General features: G+C 71.5%; 18 protein-coding genes and 1 pseudogene. 12 read left to right on the top strand and 7 right to left on the bottom strand.

Going from position 1 to position 20427, the window contains the following annotated elements; genetic code table 11:
- Positions 1 to 4 precede the first annotated feature (4 nt).
- The 3 genes and pseudogenes from ACLJOU_RS15165 to ACLJOU_RS15155 form a co-directional block, all read left to right on the top strand.
- A pseudogene (locus ACLJOU_RS15165) lies at positions 5 to 131 on the top strand (Asp/Glu/hydantoin racemase); the annotation flags it as partial.
- A gap of 61 nt (positions 132 to 192) precedes the next feature.
- Positions 193 to 939, top strand: coding sequence for a maleate cis-trans isomerase (locus ACLJOU_RS15160; RefSeq protein ID WP_410567736.1), 747 nt, complete (start codon positions 193 to 195; stop codon positions 937 to 939).
- A gap of 1 nt (position 940) precedes the next feature.
- Positions 941 to 1660, top strand: a complete 720-nt coding sequence (locus ACLJOU_RS15155) for a GntR family transcriptional regulator (protein WP_410567735.1) — start codon at positions 941 to 943, stop codon at positions 1658 to 1660.
- 118 nt (positions 1661 to 1778) lie between these two features.
- On the opposite strand, the gene ACLJOU_RS15150 is transcribed toward ACLJOU_RS15155, so the two are convergent.
- The 3 genes from ACLJOU_RS15150 to ACLJOU_RS15140 form a co-directional block, all read right to left on the bottom strand.
- Positions 1779 to 2243 carry a DUF4262 domain-containing protein gene (locus ACLJOU_RS15150; RefSeq protein ID WP_410567734.1) on the bottom strand — a complete coding sequence of 155 codons (465 nt, stop codon included), beginning with the start codon at positions 2241 to 2243 and terminating at the stop codon, positions 1779 to 1781.
- A gap of 61 nt (positions 2244 to 2304) precedes the next feature.
- A complete protein-coding gene (locus tag ACLJOU_RS15145; protein WP_410567733.1) occupies positions 2305 to 3363 on the bottom strand; it encodes a tartrate dehydrogenase in 1059 nt (352 codons plus the stop codon).
- Positions 3360 to 4823, bottom strand: coding sequence for an NAD-dependent succinate-semialdehyde dehydrogenase (locus ACLJOU_RS15140; RefSeq protein ID WP_410567732.1), 1464 nt, complete (start codon positions 4821 to 4823; stop codon positions 3360 to 3362). Before ACLJOU_RS15140 ends, ACLJOU_RS15145 begins: the two co-directional genes overlap by 4 nt.
- Before the next feature lie 94 nt (positions 4824 to 4917).
- Between ACLJOU_RS15140 and ACLJOU_RS15135 the strand changes: the two genes are divergently transcribed.
- Positions 4918 to 6174 carry an aspartate aminotransferase family protein gene (locus ACLJOU_RS15135; RefSeq protein ID WP_410567731.1) on the top strand — a complete coding sequence of 419 codons (1257 nt, stop codon included), beginning with the start codon at positions 4918 to 4920 and terminating at the stop codon, positions 6172 to 6174.
- A 40-nt stretch (positions 6175 to 6214) separates the two neighbouring features.
- Here ACLJOU_RS15135 and ACLJOU_RS15130 read toward each other — a convergent pair whose 3' ends face one another.
- A complete protein-coding gene (locus tag ACLJOU_RS15130; RefSeq protein ID WP_410567729.1) occupies positions 6215 to 7036 on the bottom strand; it encodes an aldo/keto reductase in 822 nt (273 codons plus the stop codon).
- A 180-nt stretch (positions 7037 to 7216) separates the two neighbouring features.
- Here ACLJOU_RS15130 and ACLJOU_RS15125 point away from each other — a divergent pair, with 180 nt between their 5' ends.
- The 4 genes from ACLJOU_RS15125 (at position 7217) to ACLJOU_RS15110 (ending at position 11874) form a co-directional block, all read left to right on the top strand.
- Positions 7217 to 8602: an FAD-binding oxidoreductase gene (locus tag ACLJOU_RS15125; protein WP_410567728.1), complete on the top strand. Its 1386-nt coding sequence runs from the start codon at positions 7217 to 7219 to the stop codon at positions 8600 to 8602.
- On the top strand, positions 8599 to 10161 hold the full coding sequence (locus ACLJOU_RS15120; protein WP_410567726.1) for an acetolactate synthase large subunit: 1563 nt from the start codon (positions 8599 to 8601) through the stop codon (positions 10159 to 10161). The genes ACLJOU_RS15125 and ACLJOU_RS15120 overlap by 4 nt, the downstream gene beginning before the upstream one ends.
- Before the next feature lie 40 nt (positions 10162 to 10201).
- Positions 10202 to 11005 carry an SAM-dependent methyltransferase gene (locus ACLJOU_RS15115; protein WP_410567724.1) on the top strand — a complete coding sequence of 268 codons (804 nt, stop codon included), beginning with the start codon at positions 10202 to 10204 and terminating at the stop codon, positions 11003 to 11005.
- Positions 11006 to 11067: 62 nt separating this feature from the next.
- Positions 11068 to 11874, top strand: a complete 807-nt coding sequence (locus ACLJOU_RS15110; RefSeq protein ID WP_410567723.1) for an SAM-dependent methyltransferase — start codon at positions 11068 to 11070, stop codon at positions 11872 to 11874.
- Here ACLJOU_RS15110 and ACLJOU_RS15105 read toward each other — a convergent pair.
- On the bottom strand, positions 11871 to 13268 hold the full coding sequence (locus ACLJOU_RS15105; RefSeq protein WP_410567721.1) for an MFS transporter: 1398 nt from the start codon (positions 13266 to 13268) through the stop codon (positions 11871 to 11873). The genes ACLJOU_RS15110 and ACLJOU_RS15105 overlap by 4 nt on opposite strands.
- A 91-nt stretch (positions 13269 to 13359) precedes the next feature.
- Positions 13360 to 13839 (bottom strand): DUF3761 domain-containing protein, encoded by a 480-nt coding sequence (locus tag ACLJOU_RS15100; protein WP_410568334.1) that lies wholly within the window; start codon positions 13837 to 13839, stop codon positions 13360 to 13362.
- A 92-nt stretch (positions 13840 to 13931) separates the two neighbouring features.
- Between ACLJOU_RS15100 and ACLJOU_RS15095 the strand changes: the two genes are divergently transcribed.
- From ACLJOU_RS15095 to ACLJOU_RS15080, 4 genes are all read left to right on the top strand, one after another.
- The gene (locus ACLJOU_RS15095; protein WP_410567719.1) at positions 13932 to 14999 is read left to right on the top strand and encodes a sensor histidine kinase; all 1068 of its coding nucleotides are present in this window, start codon (positions 13932 to 13934) and stop codon (positions 14997 to 14999) included.
- Positions 15000 to 15006: 7 nt separating this feature from the next.
- Positions 15007 to 15672 carry a response regulator gene (locus tag ACLJOU_RS15090; RefSeq protein ID WP_410567717.1) on the top strand — a complete coding sequence of 222 codons (666 nt, stop codon included), beginning with the start codon at positions 15007 to 15009 and terminating at the stop codon, positions 15670 to 15672.
- A gap of 114 nt (positions 15673 to 15786) precedes the next feature.
- Complete coding sequence (locus ACLJOU_RS15085) at positions 15787 to 17829, top strand: MMPL family transporter (RefSeq protein ID WP_410567715.1); 2043 nt, start codon at positions 15787 to 15789, stop codon at positions 17827 to 17829.
- Positions 17830 to 17897: 68 nt separating this feature from the next.
- Positions 17898 to 18203, top strand: a complete 306-nt coding sequence (locus ACLJOU_RS15080; protein WP_410567714.1) for an antibiotic biosynthesis monooxygenase family protein — start codon at positions 17898 to 17900, stop codon at positions 18201 to 18203.
- 49 nt (positions 18204 to 18252) lie between these two features.
- On the opposite strand, the gene ACLJOU_RS15075 is transcribed toward ACLJOU_RS15080, so the two are convergent.
- A complete protein-coding gene (locus ACLJOU_RS15075) occupies positions 18253 to 20424 on the bottom strand; it encodes a 3-hydroxyacyl-CoA dehydrogenase NAD-binding domain-containing protein (protein WP_410567712.1) in 2172 nt (723 codons plus the stop codon).
- Positions 20425 to 20427 lie beyond the last annotated feature (3 nt).

The raw sequence follows: 20427 nt of genomic DNA, 5'->3' as shown, positions 1-20427 counted from the left end.
GGACGTCGAACCCCTGGAAGCCGCGCTCGGCAAACCGGTGCTCACGCCAACCAGCCGACGATGTGGGCGTGCCTGCGCCGGATGGATCTCCCCGTCGTCGGACCGGGAGGTGGCTGCGTGCCGTGTCGTGACGGGTTTTCCTTGACCTCCCCTCTAGGATTGTCGACAATTTGCGTCCCCTCCGGAGGTTCCGTGACCACCATCGGTTTCATCTACCCCGACCACGCGGCCGAAGACGACTACCCGCTGGCCGAGCAGCTGCTCGGCGGCACCGCCGCCGACGAGGGCGACATCCGTCTCGCGGTCGAGCACATCTACGGCACCGACAAGTACGCGGTGGCCGAGCTGCTCGACCTCGGCAGCGAAGCCCGGCTCGCCGACGGCGCCGCCCTCCTCGCCAAGCACGAGCCCGCCGCGGTGATCTGGGCGTGCACCAGCGGCAGTTTCGTCTACGGCTGGGAGGGCGCCCGCGACCAGGCCGACCGCCTCGCCGCCGTCGCCGGGGTCCCGGCCTCGAGCACCTCCTTCGCGTTCGTGCACGCCGCGCGGGCGCTGGGCGTCGAGCGGGTCGCCGTCGCGGCCAGCTACCCGGACGACATCGCCCGGCTGTTCGTGGACTTCCTCCGGGCCGGCGGCATCGAGGTCGTCTCGATGGCCAGCGCGGACATCGTCACGGCGGCCGAAGTCGGCGCGATGAGCCCGGAGGCCGTCGTCGAGCTCGCCGTGAGCCACGACCACCCGGACGCCCAGGCGGTGCTCGTGCCGGACACCGCCCTGCGCACCCTGGGCGAAATCAACACCGTCGAGGCCGCGCTCGGCAAGCCCGTGCTGACCGCCAACCAGGTCACGGTCTGGGAGGGCCTGCGCCTGACCGGGCAGCACCGGCTCGTCCGCTCGCTCGGCGCGCTCTTCCGGCACCTGCCGGACGGGAGCGCCTGAGATGGCCCTGCCACCGGGCATGCTGCCCGAGATCGAGCCGGTGAGCCGCGAGTCGACGGCCGCCGTGATCGCGCGCCAGCTGCGCGACGCGATCATGACCGGCGCTCTCCCGCCCGGGACCCAGCTCGGCGAGACCGAGCTGGCCGCGCGGTTCCAGGTGTCACGGGGGCCGCTCCGGGAAGCCATGCAGCACCTGGTGTCCGAAGGGCTGCTGCGCAGCGAACGGCACCGCGGACTGTTCGTGATCGACCTCGAGCCGGGCGACGTCTACGACATCTACGCGGCCCGGTCGGCGATCGAGCGCGCCGCGATGCTGCGCGCGCTCCGCGGCGGCGACCGCGACCGGATCGCGGACGTGCTCGAGCAGACCGTCACCGAGATGGCGACGGCGGCCAGCGAGGACGACCCGGGCGCGCTCTCCACCGCGGACCTGAAGTTCCACGAGGCGCTCATCAACGCCTCGGGCAGCAAGCGGCTCGTGCGGATGGCCCGCACGTTGCTGATCGAGACGCGCATGTGCCTGACGGCGCTGCAGAGCACGTACCAGCGGGTCGAGGAGCGCGTGGAGGAGCACACGAAGCTCATCCAGGCCCTGCGCGACGGCGACGAGGAGACGGCGCTGACGCTCCTGGAGGCGCATATGGAGGATGCGGTCCAGCGGCTTGCGCCGGGCACGAGCTTGCGGGACGGGCACGCGCCGCCGGTGCCGGGGAACGCGTGACGGAAGGGTCGACTTGCGTACCGGCGGAGACGACACACGGTTCCGCGACCGGGGCTCGCGTGACTGGGTGGGCATCTTGCGTGACTGGCGGGGCATCTCGTGGGGGCGGGGGGTGCGGTCAGTGGGCATGGCGGGGTCCCAGGACCGGCTGGCCGGCTCGGCCGTCGCGGTAGGCGGGGGACCAGGGGAAGCGGCCCTGGGCGTCCGCGTGGACCAGTTGCAGCGCACGGATCGCCGGGCCGTACAGCGCGACCGCGAACACCAGGTGCGCCGAGGGCTCCGCGAGTTCGACGACCTCGAGCAGCCGGCCGTCGGGCAGCGGGATGCGTTCGCCCGCCGAAGGTGGCGAGCCGCGCAACGCCTGGGAGGCCAGCGCGTTCAGCAGACTGCCGGCCGCGAGCATCGGCAGGCCCGTCACGACCAGCTCCGGCAGGCCGTACCCGCTCAGGCCGATCGTGTACGCCCACGGCGGGTACGGCCCCGCGCTCGCCACTCCCTGCACCAGCCAGCCGCGTTCGGCCACGCCGCCGCGAAGCCGTTCCAGGTAACCGGATCTGTCCGGGTTCTCGCACTCGAAGCACATCGGTGACTCCTCCCCCTCGGTGGGCTCGGGGACCACCGTGCCGGAGGGCACCGACAAAAACTCAGCCCAGCGCTTCGGCCACCGCCGTGCCGAGGCGTTCTGTGGTATCCGTGCCGCCGAGGTCGGGCGTGCGGACGCGGCCCTCGTCGAGAACCCGGTCCACCGCGGCACGGATCGCTTGTGCCGCAACGGTTTCGCCCAGGTGTTCGGCCAGCATCGCGGCCGCCAGGATCTGGGCCACGGGGTTGGCGATCCCCTGCCCGGCGATGTCCGGGGCGCTCCCGTGGACCGCCTCGAACATCGACGGGAATTCACCCGATGGGTTGATGTTGGCGGACGGTGCCATGCCGAGTCCGCCGGTGATCGCGGCCGCGAGGTCGCTCAGGATGTCGCCGAAGAGGTTCGACGCCACCACGATGTCGAGCCGGTCCGGCGCCAGGACCATCCGCGCGGCCAACGCATCGACGTGCATCTGTTCACTGTGGACGTCGGGGAACTCCGCCGCGACTTCGGCGAAGATCTCGTCCCAGAACGGCATCGAGTGGATCAGCCCGTTGGACTTCGTCGCCGAGCAGACGCGCAAGGACCGCGTCCGGGCCAGTTCGAACGCGTACCGGATGATCCGCGTGACGCCGACGCGCGTGAAAACCGACTCCTGCAGCACGAATTCGTCCGGACGGCCGGCGTTGTGCCGCCCGCCGACCGCCGAGTACTCCCCTTCGGAGTTCTCCCGGACGATGACCAGCTCCAGCTCCTCGGCCTTCCGCCCGGCCAGCGCGGACGTGGTGCCCGGCAGCAGCCGCACCGGGCGCAGGTTGACGTACTGCTGGAACGCCCGCCGCAGCGGGATCAGCAGGCCCCACAGGGAAACGTGGTCCGGCACGCCGGGGAAACCGACCGCGCCGAGCAGGATCCCGTCGAACGCCGAGAGCTGCGAAACGCCGTCGTCCGGCATCATCGACCCGACCCGCGCGTACCGTTCGCAGCTCCAGTCGAACTCGGTCCACTCCAGCGAGAAGCCGAACCGGGCCGACGCCCGGTCGAGGACCTTGCGGGCCTCGGCCGTGACGTCGACGCCGATCCCGTCGCCGGGGATGCTCGCCAGGCGGTAGGCCGTCACAGAGCGACCGCGATGTACTTGGTCTCCAGGAACTCGTCGATGCCGACCGAACCGCCTTCGCGGCCCAGCCCGGACTGCTTGATCCCGCCGAACGGCGCCGCCGGGTTCGACACGATGCCCTGGTTGAGCCCGATCATCCCGGCTTCCAAGGCTTCCGAGACCCGCAGCGCACGCTTGAGGTCGCTGGTGAAGACGTAGGAAACGAGGCCGAACTCGGTGTCGTTCGCCTTCGCCACCGCCTCTTCCTCGGTGTCGAACGGCGTGATCGGGGCGACCGGCCCGAAGATCTCCTCGTGCGTCAGCCGCGCCTCCTGCGGCACGTCGGTCAGCACCGTGGCCTGGTAGAAGTGGCCCGGCCCGTCGACACCCGAACCACCCGTGAGGACGCGAGCGCCGCGGTCGGTGGCGTCCTTGACCAGCTCGGTCACCTTGTCCACGGCGTTCTGGTCGATCAGCGGGCCGACCACGACGTCCTTTTCGGTACCGCGGCCCATCGGCAGGGTTTGCATGCGCTCGGTCAGCCGCCGCGCGAACTCGTCGACGACGCCGCGCTGCACGTAGAACCGGTTCGCCGCGGTGCACGCCTCGCCGATGTTGCGCATCTTCGCCTGCATCGCCCCTTCGACGGCGGCGTCCATGTCCGCGTCGTCGAAGACCAGGAACGGCGCGTTGCCGCCCAGCTCCATCGACGTCCGCAGGATCTTGTCGGCGCACTGCTCCAGCAGCTTGCGGCCGACGCCGGTCGAGCCGGTGAAGGAGAGCTTGCGGGCGCGGCCGTCGCGGATCAGCGGCTCCATCACGCCACCGGAATCGCTGGTCGTGACGACGTTGAGCACGCCCTCCGGCAGCCCGGCCTCGGCGAGGATGCCGGCCAGCGCGAGCATCGACAGCGGCGTCTGCGCGGCCGGCTTGATCACCGACGTGCAGCCCGCGGCGATCGCCGGGCCGATCTTGCGCGTCCCCATCGCCATCGGGAAGTTCCACGGCGTGATCAGCAGGGTCGGCCCGACCGGCTGCTTCGTGATCAGGAACCGGCCGGCGCCGTTCGGAGCGGTCGCGTAACCGCCGTCGATGCGGACGGCCTCCTCGGCGAACCAGCGGAAGAACTCGGCGGCGTAGGCGATTTCGCCCTTCGACTCGGCGATCGGCTTGCCCATTTCCAGGGTCATCAGCAGGGCCAGCTCCTCCTGGCGCTGCATCAGCAGCTCGAAGGCCCGGCGCAGGATCTCGCCGCGCTCGCGGGGCGCCATCTTCGCGAAATCGGCCTGCGCCGCGACGGCGGCGTCGAGCGCCGCGAGGCCGTCCGACGGCGAGGCGTCGGCGACGTGGCACAGCTCGTTGCCGGTGGCCGGGTCGACCACCGGGAAGGTCTTGCCGTCCTGCGCGGCGACCCACTTGCCGCCGATGAACAGTTCCTTGCCGACCGCCTCGACGACGCCGGACTCGGTGCTCGCGCTCATCCCGACTTGCTCCTCACGTGTTGTCCCCAGAGCCATGCTATGGATATTGTCAACAATCGACAACCCGCTCGAACCGACCTAGGAGCACGCTGCCATGGCCCAGCTATCTCCGCTGCTCAAGCAGGCAACGCCCGTCGTGGTCGACCACGGTGAAGGGGTTTACCTCTACGACGTCGAGGGCAAACGCCACCTCGACTTCACCGCCGGCATCGGCGTCACGAGCACCGGGCACTGCCACCCCCACGTCGTGCGCGCGGCGCAGGAGCAGATCGGCAAGCTCGTCCACGGCCAGTACACGACGGTCATGCACAAGCCCCTCCTCGAGCTGACCGAACGGCTCGGCGCCGTGCTGCCGAGCGGGCTCGACTCGCTCTTCTACGCGAACTCGGGCAGCGAAGCGGTCGAAGCGGCGTTGCGGCTCTCGCGGCAGGCGACCAAACGCCCCAACGTCATCGTCTTCCAGGGCGGCTTCCACGGCCGGACCGTCGCCGCCGCGTCCATGACGACGTCCGGAACGCGGTTCAGCGCCGGCATCGGGCCGCTGATGGCGGGCGTGCACGTCGCTCCGTTCCCCTACGCCTACCACTACGGCTGGGACGAACGGACGGCGACGAAGTTCGCGCTGCGCGAGCTCGACTACCTGTTCCAGACCGTCAGCGCGCCGCACGAGACGGCCGCGTTCTTCGTCGAGCCGGTGCTGGGCGAGGGCGGGTACGTCCCGGCGAACACCGAGTTCCTGGCCGGCCTGCGCGAGCGCGCCGACCGGCACGGCATCCTGCTGGTCGTCGACGAGATCCAAACCGGCTTCGGCCGCACCGGGAAGTTCTGGGGCCACGACCACTTCGACGTCTCCCCCGACGTCGTCCTCATGGCGAAGGGCCTGGCGAGCGGCTTCCCGCTGTCCGGCATCGCCGCTTCGCGGGAGCTGATGGCGAAGGCGTTCCCGGGCTCGCAGGGCGGGACGTACGGCGGCAACGCCGTTTCGTGCGCCGCGGCGATCGCGACGCTCGAGGTCATCCAGCAGGAACACCTGGTCGAGAACGCCGCCGAGCGCGGCCGCCAGCTGCTCGAAGGCGCGCGGGTGATCGCGGACAAGACGCCGTCGATCGGCGAGGTGCGCGGGCTCGGGCTGCTGGTCGGCTCGGAGTTCACCACCGCCGACGGCGAGCCGGACACGGCCACCGCGCAGGCCGCCCAGCAGGCCGCGGGGAAGAACGGGCTGCTGCTGCTCACCTGCGGGCCGTACATGAACGTCGTCCGCATGGTGCCGCCGCTGGTCGTCACCGCCGAGCAGGTCGACGACGCGCTGCGGATCTGGGGCGACGTCGTCGCCTCGGTCACGGGGAGCTGAGCATGGCCCGGCCGCGGGCTTCCCCGCGGCCGGGCCGCGTTCAGGCCAGCGCGGTCAGCTGCTCGAATTCGCCGTCGGAGAGCGTGAGGCCAGCGGCCGCGCAGTTCTCCTCCAGGTGCGCGACCGACGACGTCCCCGGGATCGGGAGCACGACCGGCGACCGGCGCAGCAGCCAGGCGAGGGACACCTGCGCGGGTGTCGCGCCGAGGCCGGCCGCGACCTTGCCCAGGACGCCGCCCGCGGTCGCGTGGCCGCCGTTCGCGATGGGCAGCCACGGGATGAACGCGATGCCCTCGCGCTCGCAGTAGCCGAGCACGTCGTCGGACGCGCGATCGGTCAGGTTGTAGCGGTTCTGGACGCTCGCGATCGGCGCGATGGCCCGGGCCTGCGTGAGCTGTTCGACGGTGACTTCGGACAGCCCGATCCGGGCGACCTTGCCCTCGTCCCGCAGCCGGGCGAGGGCGCCGATCTGGTCGGCGAGCGGCACCTGCGGGTCGAGCCGGTGCAGCTGCAGCAGCTCGAGGCGGTCGACGCGCAGCCGCCGCAGCGAGAGTTCCGCCTGCTGCCGGAGGTATTCGGGCCGGCCGAGGGGGACCCACTCGCCGCGGCTGGGCCGCGCGTGCCCGCACTTCGTCGCGACGAGCAGCCCCGGGTACGGGTGGAGCGCGTCGGCGAGCAGTTCCTCGTTCAGGCCCAGGTCGTAGGCATCGGCGGTGTCGAAGAACGTCACGCCGAGCTCGGCCGCGCGGCGGGCGACGGCCTTGGCGCCGTCCTTCACGTGGTCCCACTCGGTCAGCCGCATCGCCCCGAAACCCAAGCGGTGCACGGAAAGGCCGTCTTCGAAGGTGTACGTCGAGGTCATGCGGGAAGCTTCGCCGCGGGCGCCGTCACTCACCAGAGATTTAGCGTGAGCTAAATCCAAGACCCAGTGACAGCGTGATCACGCTGCGCGGCGCGAATGTGAAAGTCCTTCATGGCGGCGTACCGCCGGTACGTACTACGCTGCGGTAACCACAGCGACGGCGCGGAGGAGAAACTGCCGATGGGCGACGTGGCAGCACGCCTGGCCGAAATCGTCGGGGAGGGGAACCTGCTCACCGGCGAGGCGATCTCGGAGGACTACGCGCACGACGAAGCGCTGACGGCGGAACCGCAAAAGCCTGCGTACGTCGCGAAGCCGGCAACGGCCGAAGAAGTCGCGGAGCTGCTGAAGGCCGCTTCGGAGCACAACGTCCCCGTGACCGCCCGCGGCTCCGGCAGCGGGCTGTCCGGGGCCGCCCGGCCCCAGGCGGACGGGCTGCTGATCTCCTTCGAGCGGATGAACGCCGTGCTCGAAGTGGACACCGGGAACCACGTCGCCGTCGTCCAGCCCGGGGTCACCCTCGCCGAACTCGACGCCAAGACCGCCGAAGCCGGGCTCGGCTACACCGTCTACCCCGGCGAGCTCAGCGCGAGCGTCGGCGGGAACGTCGGGACCAACGCCGGCGGGATGCGGGCGGTCAAGTACGGCGTCACCCGCAACAACGTGCTCGGCCTGCAGGCCGTGCTGCCGACCGGCGAGATCATCCGGACCGGCGGGAAGACGTCCAAGATCTCCACCGGCTACGACCTCACGCAGCTGATCATCGGCTCCGAGGGGACCCTCGCGCTGGCCACCGAGATCACCGTCAAGCTGCACCCGCGGCTGCCCCACGGCGCCACGGTGCTCGCCCCCTTCGGCGACTTCGGCCAGGTGATGGCCGCGGTGCCGGACATCCTCTCCAGCGGGCTCGCGCCGCACATCCTCGAGTACATCGACAACCTGACGATGGCCGCGATCGTCTACAACGAGAAGCTCGAACTGGGCGTACCGGACAAGATCCGCGAGACGTGCGAGGCGTACCTGGTGGTAGCGCTGGAAAACCGCGAGAGCGGGCGCCTCGAGGAGGACGTCGAAACCGTCGGCGAGCTGCTGAGCGAACTGGGCGCCACCGACGTCTACGTCCTCGAAGGCAATGCCGCCCGCAAGCTCGTCGAAGCCCGCGAGAAGGCCTTCTGGACCGCGAAGGCGGCCGGCGCCGACGACGTGATCGACGTCGTCGTGCCGCGGACCGCGATGCCGCAGTTCATCGCCAAGGCGCGCGAACTCGCGATGGCCGCCGGCGGCGGCGCGCTCGGCTGCGGGCACGCCGGCGACGGCAACGTCCACCTCGGCATCTTCTGCAAGGACGACGCCAAGCGGAAGCAGCTGCTCACCGACATCTTCGCCTACGCCATGGAACTCGGCGGCGCGATCTCCGGCGAGCACGGCCTCGGCCGCACCAAGGCGCACTACCACGCCGAACTCGAAGACCCGGCGAAGATCGAGCTGATGCGCCGGATCAAGCAGAGCTTCGACCCCGCCGGGATCCTGAACCCCGGCGTTCTCTTCCCCGAAGGAACCGCATGAGTGAGCTGAACGGCGCCCAATCCCTGATCCGCACGCTGGTCGACGCCGGTGTCGAGGTGTGCTTCGCCAACCCCGGCACGTCGGAGATGCACTTCGTCGCCGCACTCGACACCGTCCCGGAGATGCGGGGCGTGCTGGCGCTGTTCGAAGGCGTCGTCACCGGTGCGGCCGACGGGTACGCGCGGATCGCGGACAAGCCCGCCGCGACGCTGCTGCACCTCGGGCCGGGCCTGGGCAACGGCCTGGCGAACCTGCACAACGCGCGCCGCGCGCACACGCCGATCGTCAACGTCGTCGGCGACCACGCGACCTACCACAAGCAGTACGACGCGCCGCTGGAGTCGGACATCGAGGCCGTCGCGGGCTCGTTGGAAGGCTGGGTGCGCCGCTCGGAGCACACGAAGGACGTCGGGGCGGACGCCGCCGCCGCGGTCGCCGCCGCGCAGGACGCGCCCGGCCGCGTCGCCACGCTGATCCTGCCCGCCGACGCCTCCTGGGGCGAAGGCGGCGAGACGTGCGCGCCCATTCCGCCGCGCGCGCCGCAGCCCGTGGACGCCACGACCGTCAAGGACATCGCCGCGGTGTTCGGCACCGGGGAGCCGGTCGCGCTGCTCATCGGCGGCCGCGCGTGCCGCGAGGAGGGGCTGCGCGCGGCGAGCCGGATCGCGGCCGCGACCGGCGCGAAGGCGTTCGTCGAGACGTTCCCGGCGCGGCTGGAGCGCGGCGCCGGGCTGCCGTCGATCGAGCGGCTCGGCTACCTCGCCGAGCAGGTCGCCTACCAGCTCGACGGGATCAAGCACGTCGTCGTCGCCGGCACCAAGGCACCGGTGTCGTTCTTCGCCTACCCCGGCAAGGCGAGCGACCTGGTGCCCGAAGGCGCCCAGGTGCACACGCTCGCGTCGGTCGGGCAGGACGTCACGCGCGCGCTGAACGAAGTCGCCGAGCTGGTCGCCGCGGACACCGAACCCGTGCTGGCGCCCGAATCCCGGCCGTCCCTGCCCAGCGGGCCGCTGACCCCGCAGAACTGGGTCGAGGTGATCGGGGCGCTGCTGCCGGACAACGCGATCATCGCCGACGAGGCCAACACCTCCGGCCTGATGCTGCCGATGGCGACGGCCGGTGCGCCGCGCCACGACGTCCTCACGCTGACCGGTGGCGCCATCGGCTACGGCCTGCCGGTGGCGACCGGAGCGGCCGTCGCGGCGCCGGACCGGCCGGTGCTGAACCTGCAGTCCGACGGCAGTGCGCTGTACACGATTTCGGCGCTGTGGACGCAGGCGCGGGAGAACCTGAACGTCACGACGGTGCTGCTCAACAACCGCGCGTACGCGATCCTGCGGCTGGAACTGCAGCGCGTCGGCGCGGCTTCGGGCGGCCCGAAGGCGAACGACCTGCTCGACCTTTCGCGGCCGGACATGGACTTCGTACAGATCGCGGAGGGCATGGGCGTGCCCGCGACCCGCGCGACGACCGCCGAAGAGCTCGCCGAACAGCTCCAGCGCGCCTTCGCGGAGCCGGGTCCGCACCTCATCGACGCGGTGGTGCCGCCCCTGCTCTGACCCGGCTATCCTCGCCGGCACACGAGCCGGGGAGCGGCGGATGCACGAGGACGAACACGCGAAGCGGGGGCTCGACCTCGACCGGCCGAACGCCGCCCGCGTGTACGACTACCTGATCGGCGGCCGGTTCAACTACGCCGTCGACCGGGCGTTCGCCGAGCGGATCCTCGGCGAGCTGCCGAACGCGCGGCACATGGCGCTGGTCAACCGGGCGTGGCTGCGCCGTGCCGCGCGGTTCGCCGCGGAGCAGGGCATCCGGCAGTTCCTCGACATCGGCTCGGGCATGCCGACGGTCGGGCACGTGCACGAGGTCGTCCAGTCGATCGCGCCCGAGTCGCGGGTCGTGTACGTCGACCACGAGCCGATCGCGGTCGCGCACAGCGAGATCGTCTTGGCGGGCAACGAGAACGCGGCCATGGTGCAGGCCGACGCCGAGCACCCGGACGACGTGCTGGACCACCCGGTCACCCGGGCGCTGCTGGACTTCGCCGAGCCGATGCTGGTGATCATGGCGGCGTTCATCCACTTCGTCCCGGACTCCCGCGACCCGGCCGGGCTGATCGCCGCCTACCGCGACGTCCTCGCGCCGGGCAGCCACCTCGCGCTGTCGTCGGGCACCTGGGAAGGGCAGGGCGAGGAGTCCCGGCGATCGGTGGCGCTGTACGAAAAGAGCGGCACGCCCTTGACCCTGCGTTCGCCGGAGGAGCTGCGGGCGCTGGTGCGGGGGTTCGAGATCCTGCCGCCGGGGATCGTGTTCACGCCGCAGTGGCGCCCGGACGAGCCGCCGGAAGACCCGCCGGAGCGGTCGGGCGGCCTCGCGCTGGTGGCCCGCAAGAACCGATGACCTCGCCGGCGGAACGCGGTCTCCGGCTATCCTCGCGTCACACCTGACTCCGGGAGCGGCGGATGAGCGAAGACGAGTACGCGCGGCGGGGCATCGACCTCGACAAGCCCAACGCCGCGCGCGTGTACGACTACATCCTCGGCGGGCAGCTCAACTACGCCGTCGACCGGATGTTCGCCGAGCAGGTGCTGGCCGCGCAGCCCAACGCGCGCGAGCGGGCGCGGCTCAACCGGCAGTGGCTGCGCCGGGCCATCCGGTTCGGGATGGACCAGGGCATCCGGCAGTTCCTCGACATCGGCTCCGGCATGCCGACCGTCGGGCACGTGCACGAGGTCGCCCAGGCCGTCGACGCCAACGCCCGGGTCGTCTACGTCGACAACGAGCCGGTCGCCGTGGCGCACAGCGAGATCGTCCTGGAGGACAACGAGAACGCGGCGATGGTGCACGCCGACGCCGAGTTCCCCGAAGACGTCCTCGAACACGACACCACCGAGATGCTGCTGGACCTGGACCAGCCGGTGATGGTGGTCATGGCGCTGTTCGTGCACTTCATCCCGGACGAGCGCAACCCGGCCCGGCTGATCGCCGCCTACCGCGACGCGCTCGCGCCCGGCAGCTACCTCGCCCTGTCGTCGGCCACCTACGAGCAGCAGAGCGACGGCACGGCCCGCGCCGTCGCGATGTACCAGAAGAGCGCGAATCCCGTCACGCCGCGCTCGGCCGACGAGCTCCGCGCCCTGGTCGACGGCTTCGAGATCATCGACCCCGGCATCGTGTTCATTCCCGAGTGGCGGCCGGACGACCCCGCGGAGATGCCCCCGAACCCCGCGGAGTGCGGCGGGCTGGCCCTGGTGGCCCGCAAGAACTAGACGGCGACCAGCTCCGGCGCGGTCCGCGTCTTCGGGACCAGGGCCGCCAGCAGCACCCCGGCCAGCGCGGCGAACGCGGCCACCGCGAACGTCGCGCGGAAGCCGGCCAGTGACGGCACCGGCAGCCCGCCGACGGTGATCGTCAGCTGGGCCAGCATCGCCGCCATCACCGCGCTGGAGATCGCCGTGCCGACCGAGCGCATCAGGGAGTTCAGGCCGTTCGCCGACGCCGTTTCGGTGACCGGCACCGAACCCATGATCAGCGCGGGCATCGCCGCGTACGCGATGCCGACGCCGGCCCCGATGATCACCGACGCCGTGATCAGCTCGGCCGCGTTGTCCATCAGCACGATCGCGAACGCGTACCCGGCCGCGATCACCAGCGCGCCGCTCATCAGCGTCGGGCGCGGGCCGAACCGGGCGATGAGCCGCGCCGAAACCGGCGAGAGCAGCATCATCACCAGTCCGTTCGGGGCCAGGGTGAGGCCGGACTCGACCATCGTCTGGCCCAGCCCGTAGCCGGTGGACGCCGGCGCCTGCAGCAGCTGCGGGAACGACAACGCCATGGCGTACAGGGCGAAGCCGACCATGATCGACGCGAGGTTGGTGAACAGCACCGGGCGGCGCGCGGAGACCCGCAGGTCGACCAGCGGGTCGTGGCGGCGGAGCTGGTAGGCACCCCAGCCGAGCAGGATGACGACGGCGACCGCGGCCAGCCCGAGCGTCGGCGCGCTGGTCCAGCCCCACGTGCCGCCCTTGACCACCGGCAGCAGCAGGCAGAGCAGCCCGGCGGCCAGCCCGAGCGCGCCGAAGTAGTCGAACGGCGCGGGCGTGCGCAGCGGCGACTCGGGCACCACGGTGAGGATGAGCAGCGCGCAGGCCAGCCCGAGCCCGGCGGCGGTCCAGAACAGCACGTGCCAGTCGGCGTTCTCGGCCACCAGGGCCGCGACCGGCAGCCCGATGGCCCCGCCGACGCCGAGCGTGGCGCTCATCAGCGAGATCGCGCCGCCGACGCGTTCGGGCGGCAGTTCGTCGCGCATGATGCTGATGCCGAGGGGGATGACGCCCATCGCGCAGCCCTGCAGCCCGCGACCGACGATCTGGAACGCGAGCGCGCTGGTCGTCGCGGACACGATCGAGCCGGCGATCAGCAGCCCGAGGCTGATCAGGATCATCCGCCGTTTGCCGTAGAGGTCGCCGAGCCGCCCGCTGACCGGCGTGATGACGGACGCGGCCAGCAGCGTCACGGTGACGACCCAGGAGGCGTCGGCGGCGGAGGCGTGCAGCAGCCGCGGGAAGACCGGGATCAGGGGCACGACCAGCGTCTGCATGAACGACGCGACGAGCCCGCAGGAGGCGAGCACCACGACGATCGGGCGGCCGGAACGGGACACACCACACCCCCAGTGTGTATTTAGTACGCGTCATGCAACTTCATGCACTGTACCCACGGGGTGACGGATTTCCGTACGAGTGGCGGTTTCGTCACAGCCAGGTGCGGACGCCTCCGTGGCCGGAGCAGGTGCCCGAGCGGTGCTGGCTGTAGCTGTAGCTGCCGTCCTTGCAGATGGCCGTGGCGCCGGACGGGTTGTCACTCGGCCGGTGGACGCAGGTGCCGTCGGAGTTCCGGTAGTAGTCGGCGCCGCACGCTGCCGGCTCGGGTGCGGCCTGGGCAGTGGTGGCCGCGGCCTTCGGCTTCGGCGCGGTCGTCCGCGGGGCCGCCGGAGCGGCGGTGACCACCGGGGCGGCGGTGACGACCGGCGCTTCGGAGGTGGCCGGAGCCGAAGTCGTGACTTCGGTCGAGGTCGCCGTCGGCGTCGGCGTGGGCACCGGGTAGGTGGGGGTCGGATAGGCCGAGGTGGTGGGCGCGAGAACGCCGAGGTTGCCGGCGTCCTTGGGCGGCACGGAGCCGACCCCGCACCCCGCGACCAGCACACCCGCGACCAGCACGGCACCGAGTTTCATCCGCACGACGACTCCCTTAGCGACACGAAGCAATGTCGCAGGGAGTCGATCGAACGCGCCCGGTTGTTACGCCTGTTGCCTAAACTCGCCCCATGTCCTGGCTACGGCGGTACGCGGCCGAGCTCGCCGTCGTCGTCGCGGTGCTCGTCGGCTCGCTGTTCGCCGTCCTCAACGACGGGGCCAAGCCCGCCCACCACGCCGCCCTCGGCTGGGCGCTCACCCTCCTCTGCTGCGCCGCCCTCTTCTTCCGGCGCCGGTACCCGCTGGGCGTCGCCGGGTTCGCGCTCGTCTGCTGCGCGGTCTACTACCCGCTCACCGACCCCGACGGCCTGGTCCTGCTGGCCTTCGCCTACGCCCTCTACAACGCCGCTGCAGCGGGCCGGATCCGCGGGGCCGCGCTGCTCGTCGTCGCCGCGATGGCCGGCGTCACCGCGGGGGAAATCAGCTCGCGGACCGGGCGGCACGTCGACAACTTCGCCTTCTTCCTGATGACCGGCTGGTTCGTCGCCCTGGTCGCCGGCGGCGCCGTCGCGCACTACCGCGCCGAGGCCGAGCGCACCAAGGAGGCCGAGGCGCGGGCGCGCGCCACCGACGAACGCCTGCGCATCGCCCGCGAGCTGCACGACGTCCTCGGCCACCACCTCGCGCTGATCAACGTCCAGGCCGGCGCCGCGCTGCACCGGCGTGACCCCGGGCAGGCCGAGGAGGCGCTCGGGGCGATCAAGGACGCCAGCAAGACCGCACTCCAGGAGTTGCGCGCGACGCTCGGCATGCTCCGCCAGGCCGGCGGCCCCGGCCTCCAGCGGGTCGCCGAGCTGGCCGAATCGGTCGGCGCCTCCGGGCTGACCGTCCGGACCGAGATCGACGGCGTCGCCCGTGACCTGCCGCCGGACGTCGAGCACGCGGCGTTCCGGGTGGTCCAGGAGGCGCTGACGAACGTGGCCAAGCACGCCGGCGCGCGGAACGTCGTCGTCCGCCTCGGCTACGGCGCCGACGAGCTGACCGTGGCGGTCGACGACGACGGCCGCGGCGGTGCGGCCGCGGCCGGCAACGGCATCCGCGGGATGGCCGAACGCGCGCGGGCGCTCGGCGGCGAACTGACCGCGGCGCCCCGGGAAGGCGGCGGCTTCCGGGTGCGCGCCCGGCTGCCGGTGCGATGATGGGCCGATGATCCGGGTCCTGCTCGTCGACGACCAGCGGCTCGTCCGCGCCGGCTTCCGGTCCATTTTGGACGGCGAGGCCGACATCACCGTCGTGGCCGAGGCCGCGGACGGGCGCGAAGCGCTGCAGGCCGCGCACGACCACCACCCCGACGTCGTGCTGATGGACATCCGGATGCCGGTGCTCGACGGCCTCGCCGCCACCCGGCACCTGCTCGAAGACCCGGCGGTGCGGGCCAAGGTCGTCATCCTCACGACGTTCGACCTCGACGAAGACGTCTACGGCGCGCTGCGGGCGGGCGCGAGCGGGTTCCTGGTCAAGGACACCGAGCCCGAGGAGCTGATCCACGCCGTGCGGGTGGTCGCCCGCGGTGACGCGCTGCTGGCGCCGTCGATCACCCGGCGGCTGATCGCGGAGTTCGCCGCGCGCGGCACCCGTCCGGCGCCGTCCCCGGCACTGGACCGGCTCACCGACCGCGAACGCGAAGTGCTGTCCCTGGTCGCGGCCGGGCTGTCGAACGACCAGATCGCGCGCGAGCTCACCCTCAGCCCGGCGACGGCGAAAACGCACGTCAGCCGCATCATGACCAAGACCGGCACGCACGACCGGGCGCAGCTGGTCGTCCTCGCCTACGAGTCCGGCGCGGTGACGCCGAGGTGGCTCGCCCCCTGAGCCGTACTCCCGCGGGTGTACGGGACCGGCCTTAAGGGACACCCCCGGGAGCACGCGAAGTGTCCTCCGCTGCGCGACGCGCGGTAGGGCCCGGCTCGCGAATCCTTGTCCACCATGGACACCATCACCCGTACCCCCGGCGGCCGCCTGGCCCGGCTGGCCGGCTGGGCGCAGCACCACCGGTGGCTCGCCGTCGCGCTCTGGGCCCTCGTTCTCCTCGGCGTCACGTTCACGTCCCGGCTCGCCGGCAGCGCGTTCCACGACGACAACTCGTTGCCCGGCACCGAATCCCAGCAGGTCGTCGACCTGCTGCACAACACCGCGCAGGCCGGCGCGAGCGCGCAGATCGTGCTGAAGGCCGGCGACGGGCTCGCCGCGCACCGCGCACCGATCGACACCATGCTGGGCGAAGTCCGCTCCCTGCCGCACGTGCGGTCGGTGACCGAGACGCTCGCGCCCGGCGGGCGGATCGGGTACGCCACCGTCACCTTCGACGCGGCCTCGACCGATTTGCCCTACGACGGCATCGTGAAGTTCGCCGACACCGCGAAGCGGGCCGGGCCGGTCGAAGTCGCCCTGGCCGGGGACCCGATCGAGCGGATCGCCAAGAGCGGCGGCCCCGCGGAAGGCGTCGGCCTGCTCGCGGCGCTGGTCATCCTCGTGTTCCTGTTCCGCTCGCTGCTCGCGGCCGGGCTGCCGGTCATCACCGCGGTGTTCGCCGTCGGCAGCACGCTGGGGGTGATCACGGTCGTCTCGCACTTCGTCGACATCGCGAGCTACACCTCGCCCCTGATGATGCTGGTCGGGTTCGGTGTCGGCGTCGACTACGCGCTGCTCGTCTTTTCCCGCTACCGCTCCGAAATCCTGGCCGGTCACGACCGCGAATCCGCCGCGCGGCGGGCTCTCGACACCGCCGGCCGCTCGGTGCTGTTCGCCGGGACGACGGTGATCATCGCGCTCCTCGGCCTGCTGGCGCTCGGGCTCGGCGGCCTGCGCGGGGTCGCGCTGTCCGTCGCGCTCACCGTCCTGATGACGATGCTCGCGTCCGTGACGCTGCTGCCCGCGCTGCTCTCGCTGTTCGGCAAGCGGCTCGAACGCGGCATCCGGCGGCACGCGCTCCGGCGCGACCACGGCAAGGCGTGGCGACGGCTCGCCGACGGTGTCCAGCGCCGTCCGTGGGCCCCGCTGATCATCGGCTTGACCGTCCTCATCGGACTGTCCGTTCCGGCCGCGGGCCTGCGGCTCGGCTTCGCCGACGCGAGCACCGACCCGGCCGGTTCGACCACGCGGGAGGCGTACGAGCTGCTGGCCGAGGGCTTCGGCCCGGGCTTCACGGGCCCGCTCGCGATCGTGACCGAGGACGGCGACCCCCTCGCGCTGCAGCGGACACTTTCGTCGACCCCGGGCATCGCCCGAGCCCTGCCGCCCACGGGCCGGACGGTCCTGGTGTTCCCGACGACGTCACCCCAGGACTCGGCGACCGCGGAGCTGGTGACGCGGCTGCGGACCGAAGTCCTGCCGACGCTGCCGGGGCACTACCTGGTCGGCGGCTCGGTGGCGGCCGCGACGGACTTCGCCGACGCCGTCGCGGACCGGCTGCCGCTGTTCGTGCTGGTCGTCGTCGGGCTGTCGGCGTTGCTGCTGATGCTGGTGTTCCGCTCGGTGCTGGTTCCGCTCAAGGCGGCGCTGCTGAACCTGCTGAGCATCGGCGCGTCCCTGGGCGTGATGACCCTGGTGTTCGGCGACGGCTGGTTCGGCGCGCAGCCGGGCCCGATCGAGGCGTTCGTCCCGGTGATGATCTTCGCGATCGTCTTCGGGCTGTCGATGGACTACGAGGTGTTCCTGGTGTCCCGCATGCACGAGGAGTGGCGCCGGACCGGCGACGCCCAGCTGGCGGTGCGCGAAGGCCTGGCCTCGACGGGCGCGGTGATCACCGCGGCGGGCGCGATCATGGTGCTGGTGTTCGGCGCGTTCCTGCTGGACCCGTCCCGCATGCTGGCCCAGTTCGGCCTCGGCTTGGCGGTCGCGGTCCTGCTGGACGCGGTGGTGATCCGGTGCCTGGTGGTCCCGGCCGTCATGCGGCTGCTGGGGGCGCGGGCGTGGTGGCTGCCGCGGTGGCTGGACCGGCGGCTGCCGCACCTGGCGCTGGAGCCCTGACTCCACTCGATCGACGAGCTCGTCCGGTCGCTGTAGCGTCGACAGTCCTTCACGGACAGGGGAACCGGATGATCGCACGCACCTGGCGGGGCTGGGCGCCCGCCGCGACGGCCGACGACTACCAGCGGCACTACGAGAGCGAAGTGGCGGAGCACCTGCGGGACCTGCCCGGCTTCCGCGGCGCCCGGCTGCTGCGCCGGACGGACGGCGAGGAGGTCGAGTTCACCTCGATCACGTTCTTCACCGACCTCGACGCCGTACGGGGCTTCGCCGGAGACAGCTACGAAGAAGCGCGTGTCGAAGAAGGCGGACGGCGAGCGCTGAGCCGCTGGGACGACCGCGTGCACCACGCGGAAGTCGCCGTCGCCCTGTGACGGAAACGGGCCGTTCCCCGCGCGGGGAACGGCCCGTTTTCACCACGGCCTATTCGTAGATCTCGCCCTTGGCGGCCTTCTCCACCAGCGAAGCGGGCGGCTCGAAGTGGTCGCCGTAGCGGGCCGCGAGCTCACGGGCCCGGTCGACGAAGCCCTGCAGGCCACCCTCGTACTGGTTGATGTACTGGATGACGCCACCGGTCCACGCCGGGAAGCCGATGCCGAAGATGGAGCCGATGTTGGCGTCGGCCACCGACGTCAGCACGCCTTCGTCGAAGCACTTCACCGTCTCGAGGGCCTCGGCGAAGAGCATCCGCTCCTTGAGGTCCTCGAACGGCACCTCCGCCGAACCGGACTTGAACGCGTCGCGCAGGCCCGGCCACAGGCCGGCGCGCTTGCCTTCGGCGTCGTACTCGTAGAAGCCCGCACCCGTCGAGCGGCCCTTGCGGTCGAACTCCTCGACCATCCGGTCGATCACGGCCTCCGACGCGTGCGACTTCCACGTGCCGCCCGCGGCCTCGACCGCCTCGCGCGTCTCCTTGCGGATCTTGCGCGGCAGGGTCAGCGTCAGCTCGTCCATCAGCTGCAGCGGCGGCGCCGGGTAGCCCGCCTGCGCACCGGCCTGCTCGATCGACGCCGGCTCGACGCCCTCGCCCAGTGCGGCGACGGCCTCGTTGATGAACGTGCCGATCACCCGCGAGGTGAAGAAGCCTCGGCTGTCGTTGACGACGATCGGGGTCTTCTTGATCTGCAGCGTGTAGTCGAAGACCTTCGCCAGCGTGGCCGGCGACGTCTTCTCACCGCAGATGATCTCGACCAGCGGCATCTTGTCCACCGGCGAGAAGAAGTGGATCCCGATGAAGTCCTCCTGCCGCTGCACGCCCTCGGCGAGCGTGGTGATCGGCAGCGTGGAGGTGTTGGAGCCCAGGACCGCGTCGGCGTTCACGACGCCTTCGATCTCGCCGAACACCTTGTGCTTCAGCTCGACGCTCTCGAAGACGGCCTCGATGACGAAGTCGACGCCCGCGAAGTCGGCCGGGTCACCGGTCGGCTTGATCTTCGCCAGCAGCGCGTCCGACTTCTCCTGCGTGGTCTTGCCGCGCGAGAGGGCCTTCTCCTCCAGCTTGACCGCGTAGCCCTTGCCCTTCTCGGCCGCCTCGAGCGAGACGTCCTTGAGGACGACGTCGATGCCGGCCTTCGCCGAGACGTACGCGATCGCGGCGCCCATCATCCCGGCGCCGAGGACACCGACCTTCTTGGCCGTGTACTTCTCGAAGCCGTCCGGGCGCGAGCCGCCGGAGTTGATGGTCTGCAGGTCGAAGAAGAACGCCTTCGTCATGTTCTTCGAGACCTGGCCGGTGGCGAGGTGGATGAAGTAGCGCGTCTCGATCAGCTGCGCGGTGTCGAAGTCGACCTGCGCGCCCTCGATCGCGGCGGCCAGGATCGCCCGCGGCGCCGGCATGTTCGCGCCCTTGATCTGCTTGCGCAGGTTCGCCGGGAACGCCGGCAGGTTGGCCGCGAAGCTCGGGTTCGACGGGGTGCCGCCGGGGATCTTGTAGCCCTTGACGTCCCACGGCTGCACGCCGCCCTCGGGGTTCGCCTTGATCCACGCCTTCGCGGCGGGCACGAGCTCCTCGACCGTGCCGACGAGCTCGTGCACCAGCCCGAGCTCGAGCGCCTTGGCCGGGCGGTGCCGCTGGCCCTGCAGGAGGACGTTCAGCAGCGCGCTCTGGATGCCGAGCAGGCGCACGGTGCGGACCACGCCACCGCCGCCGGGCAGCAGGCCCAGCGTCACTTCGGGCAGGCCGAGCTGGCTGCCCTTGACGTCGGCGGCGATGCGGTGGTGCGTCGCCAGCGCGATCTCGAGGCCACCGCCGAGCGCGGCGCCGTTGATCGCCGCGACGACCGGCTTGCCGAGCTGCTCGATGCGGCGCATCTGCCCCTTCATCAGGGTGCTGCCCTCGGTCAGCTCGACCGCGTGCTCCGGCTTGGCCCGGATGAGGTCGTTCAGGTCCCCGCCGGCGAAGAACGTCTTCTTCGCGGAGGTGATGACGACACCGGTGATGGTGTCCTTCTCCGCCTCCAGCCGGTCGACCGTGACACCCAGCGACTCGCGGAAGGCGGCGTTCATCGTGTTCGCCGACTGGTTCGGGTCGTCCAGGGTCAGGGTGACGATGCCGTCTTCGTCCTGGTCCCAGCGGATGGTCTTGCTCTCGGCCATTTG

The organism is Amycolatopsis sp. cmx-4-61 (assembly GCF_046548775.1).
Taxonomy (GTDB): domain Bacteria; phylum Actinomycetota; class Actinomycetes; order Mycobacteriales; family Pseudonocardiaceae; genus Amycolatopsis.
Note: the sequence above shows the minus strand (reverse complement) of the source record. Positions and strands in the feature narration are given on the sequence as shown.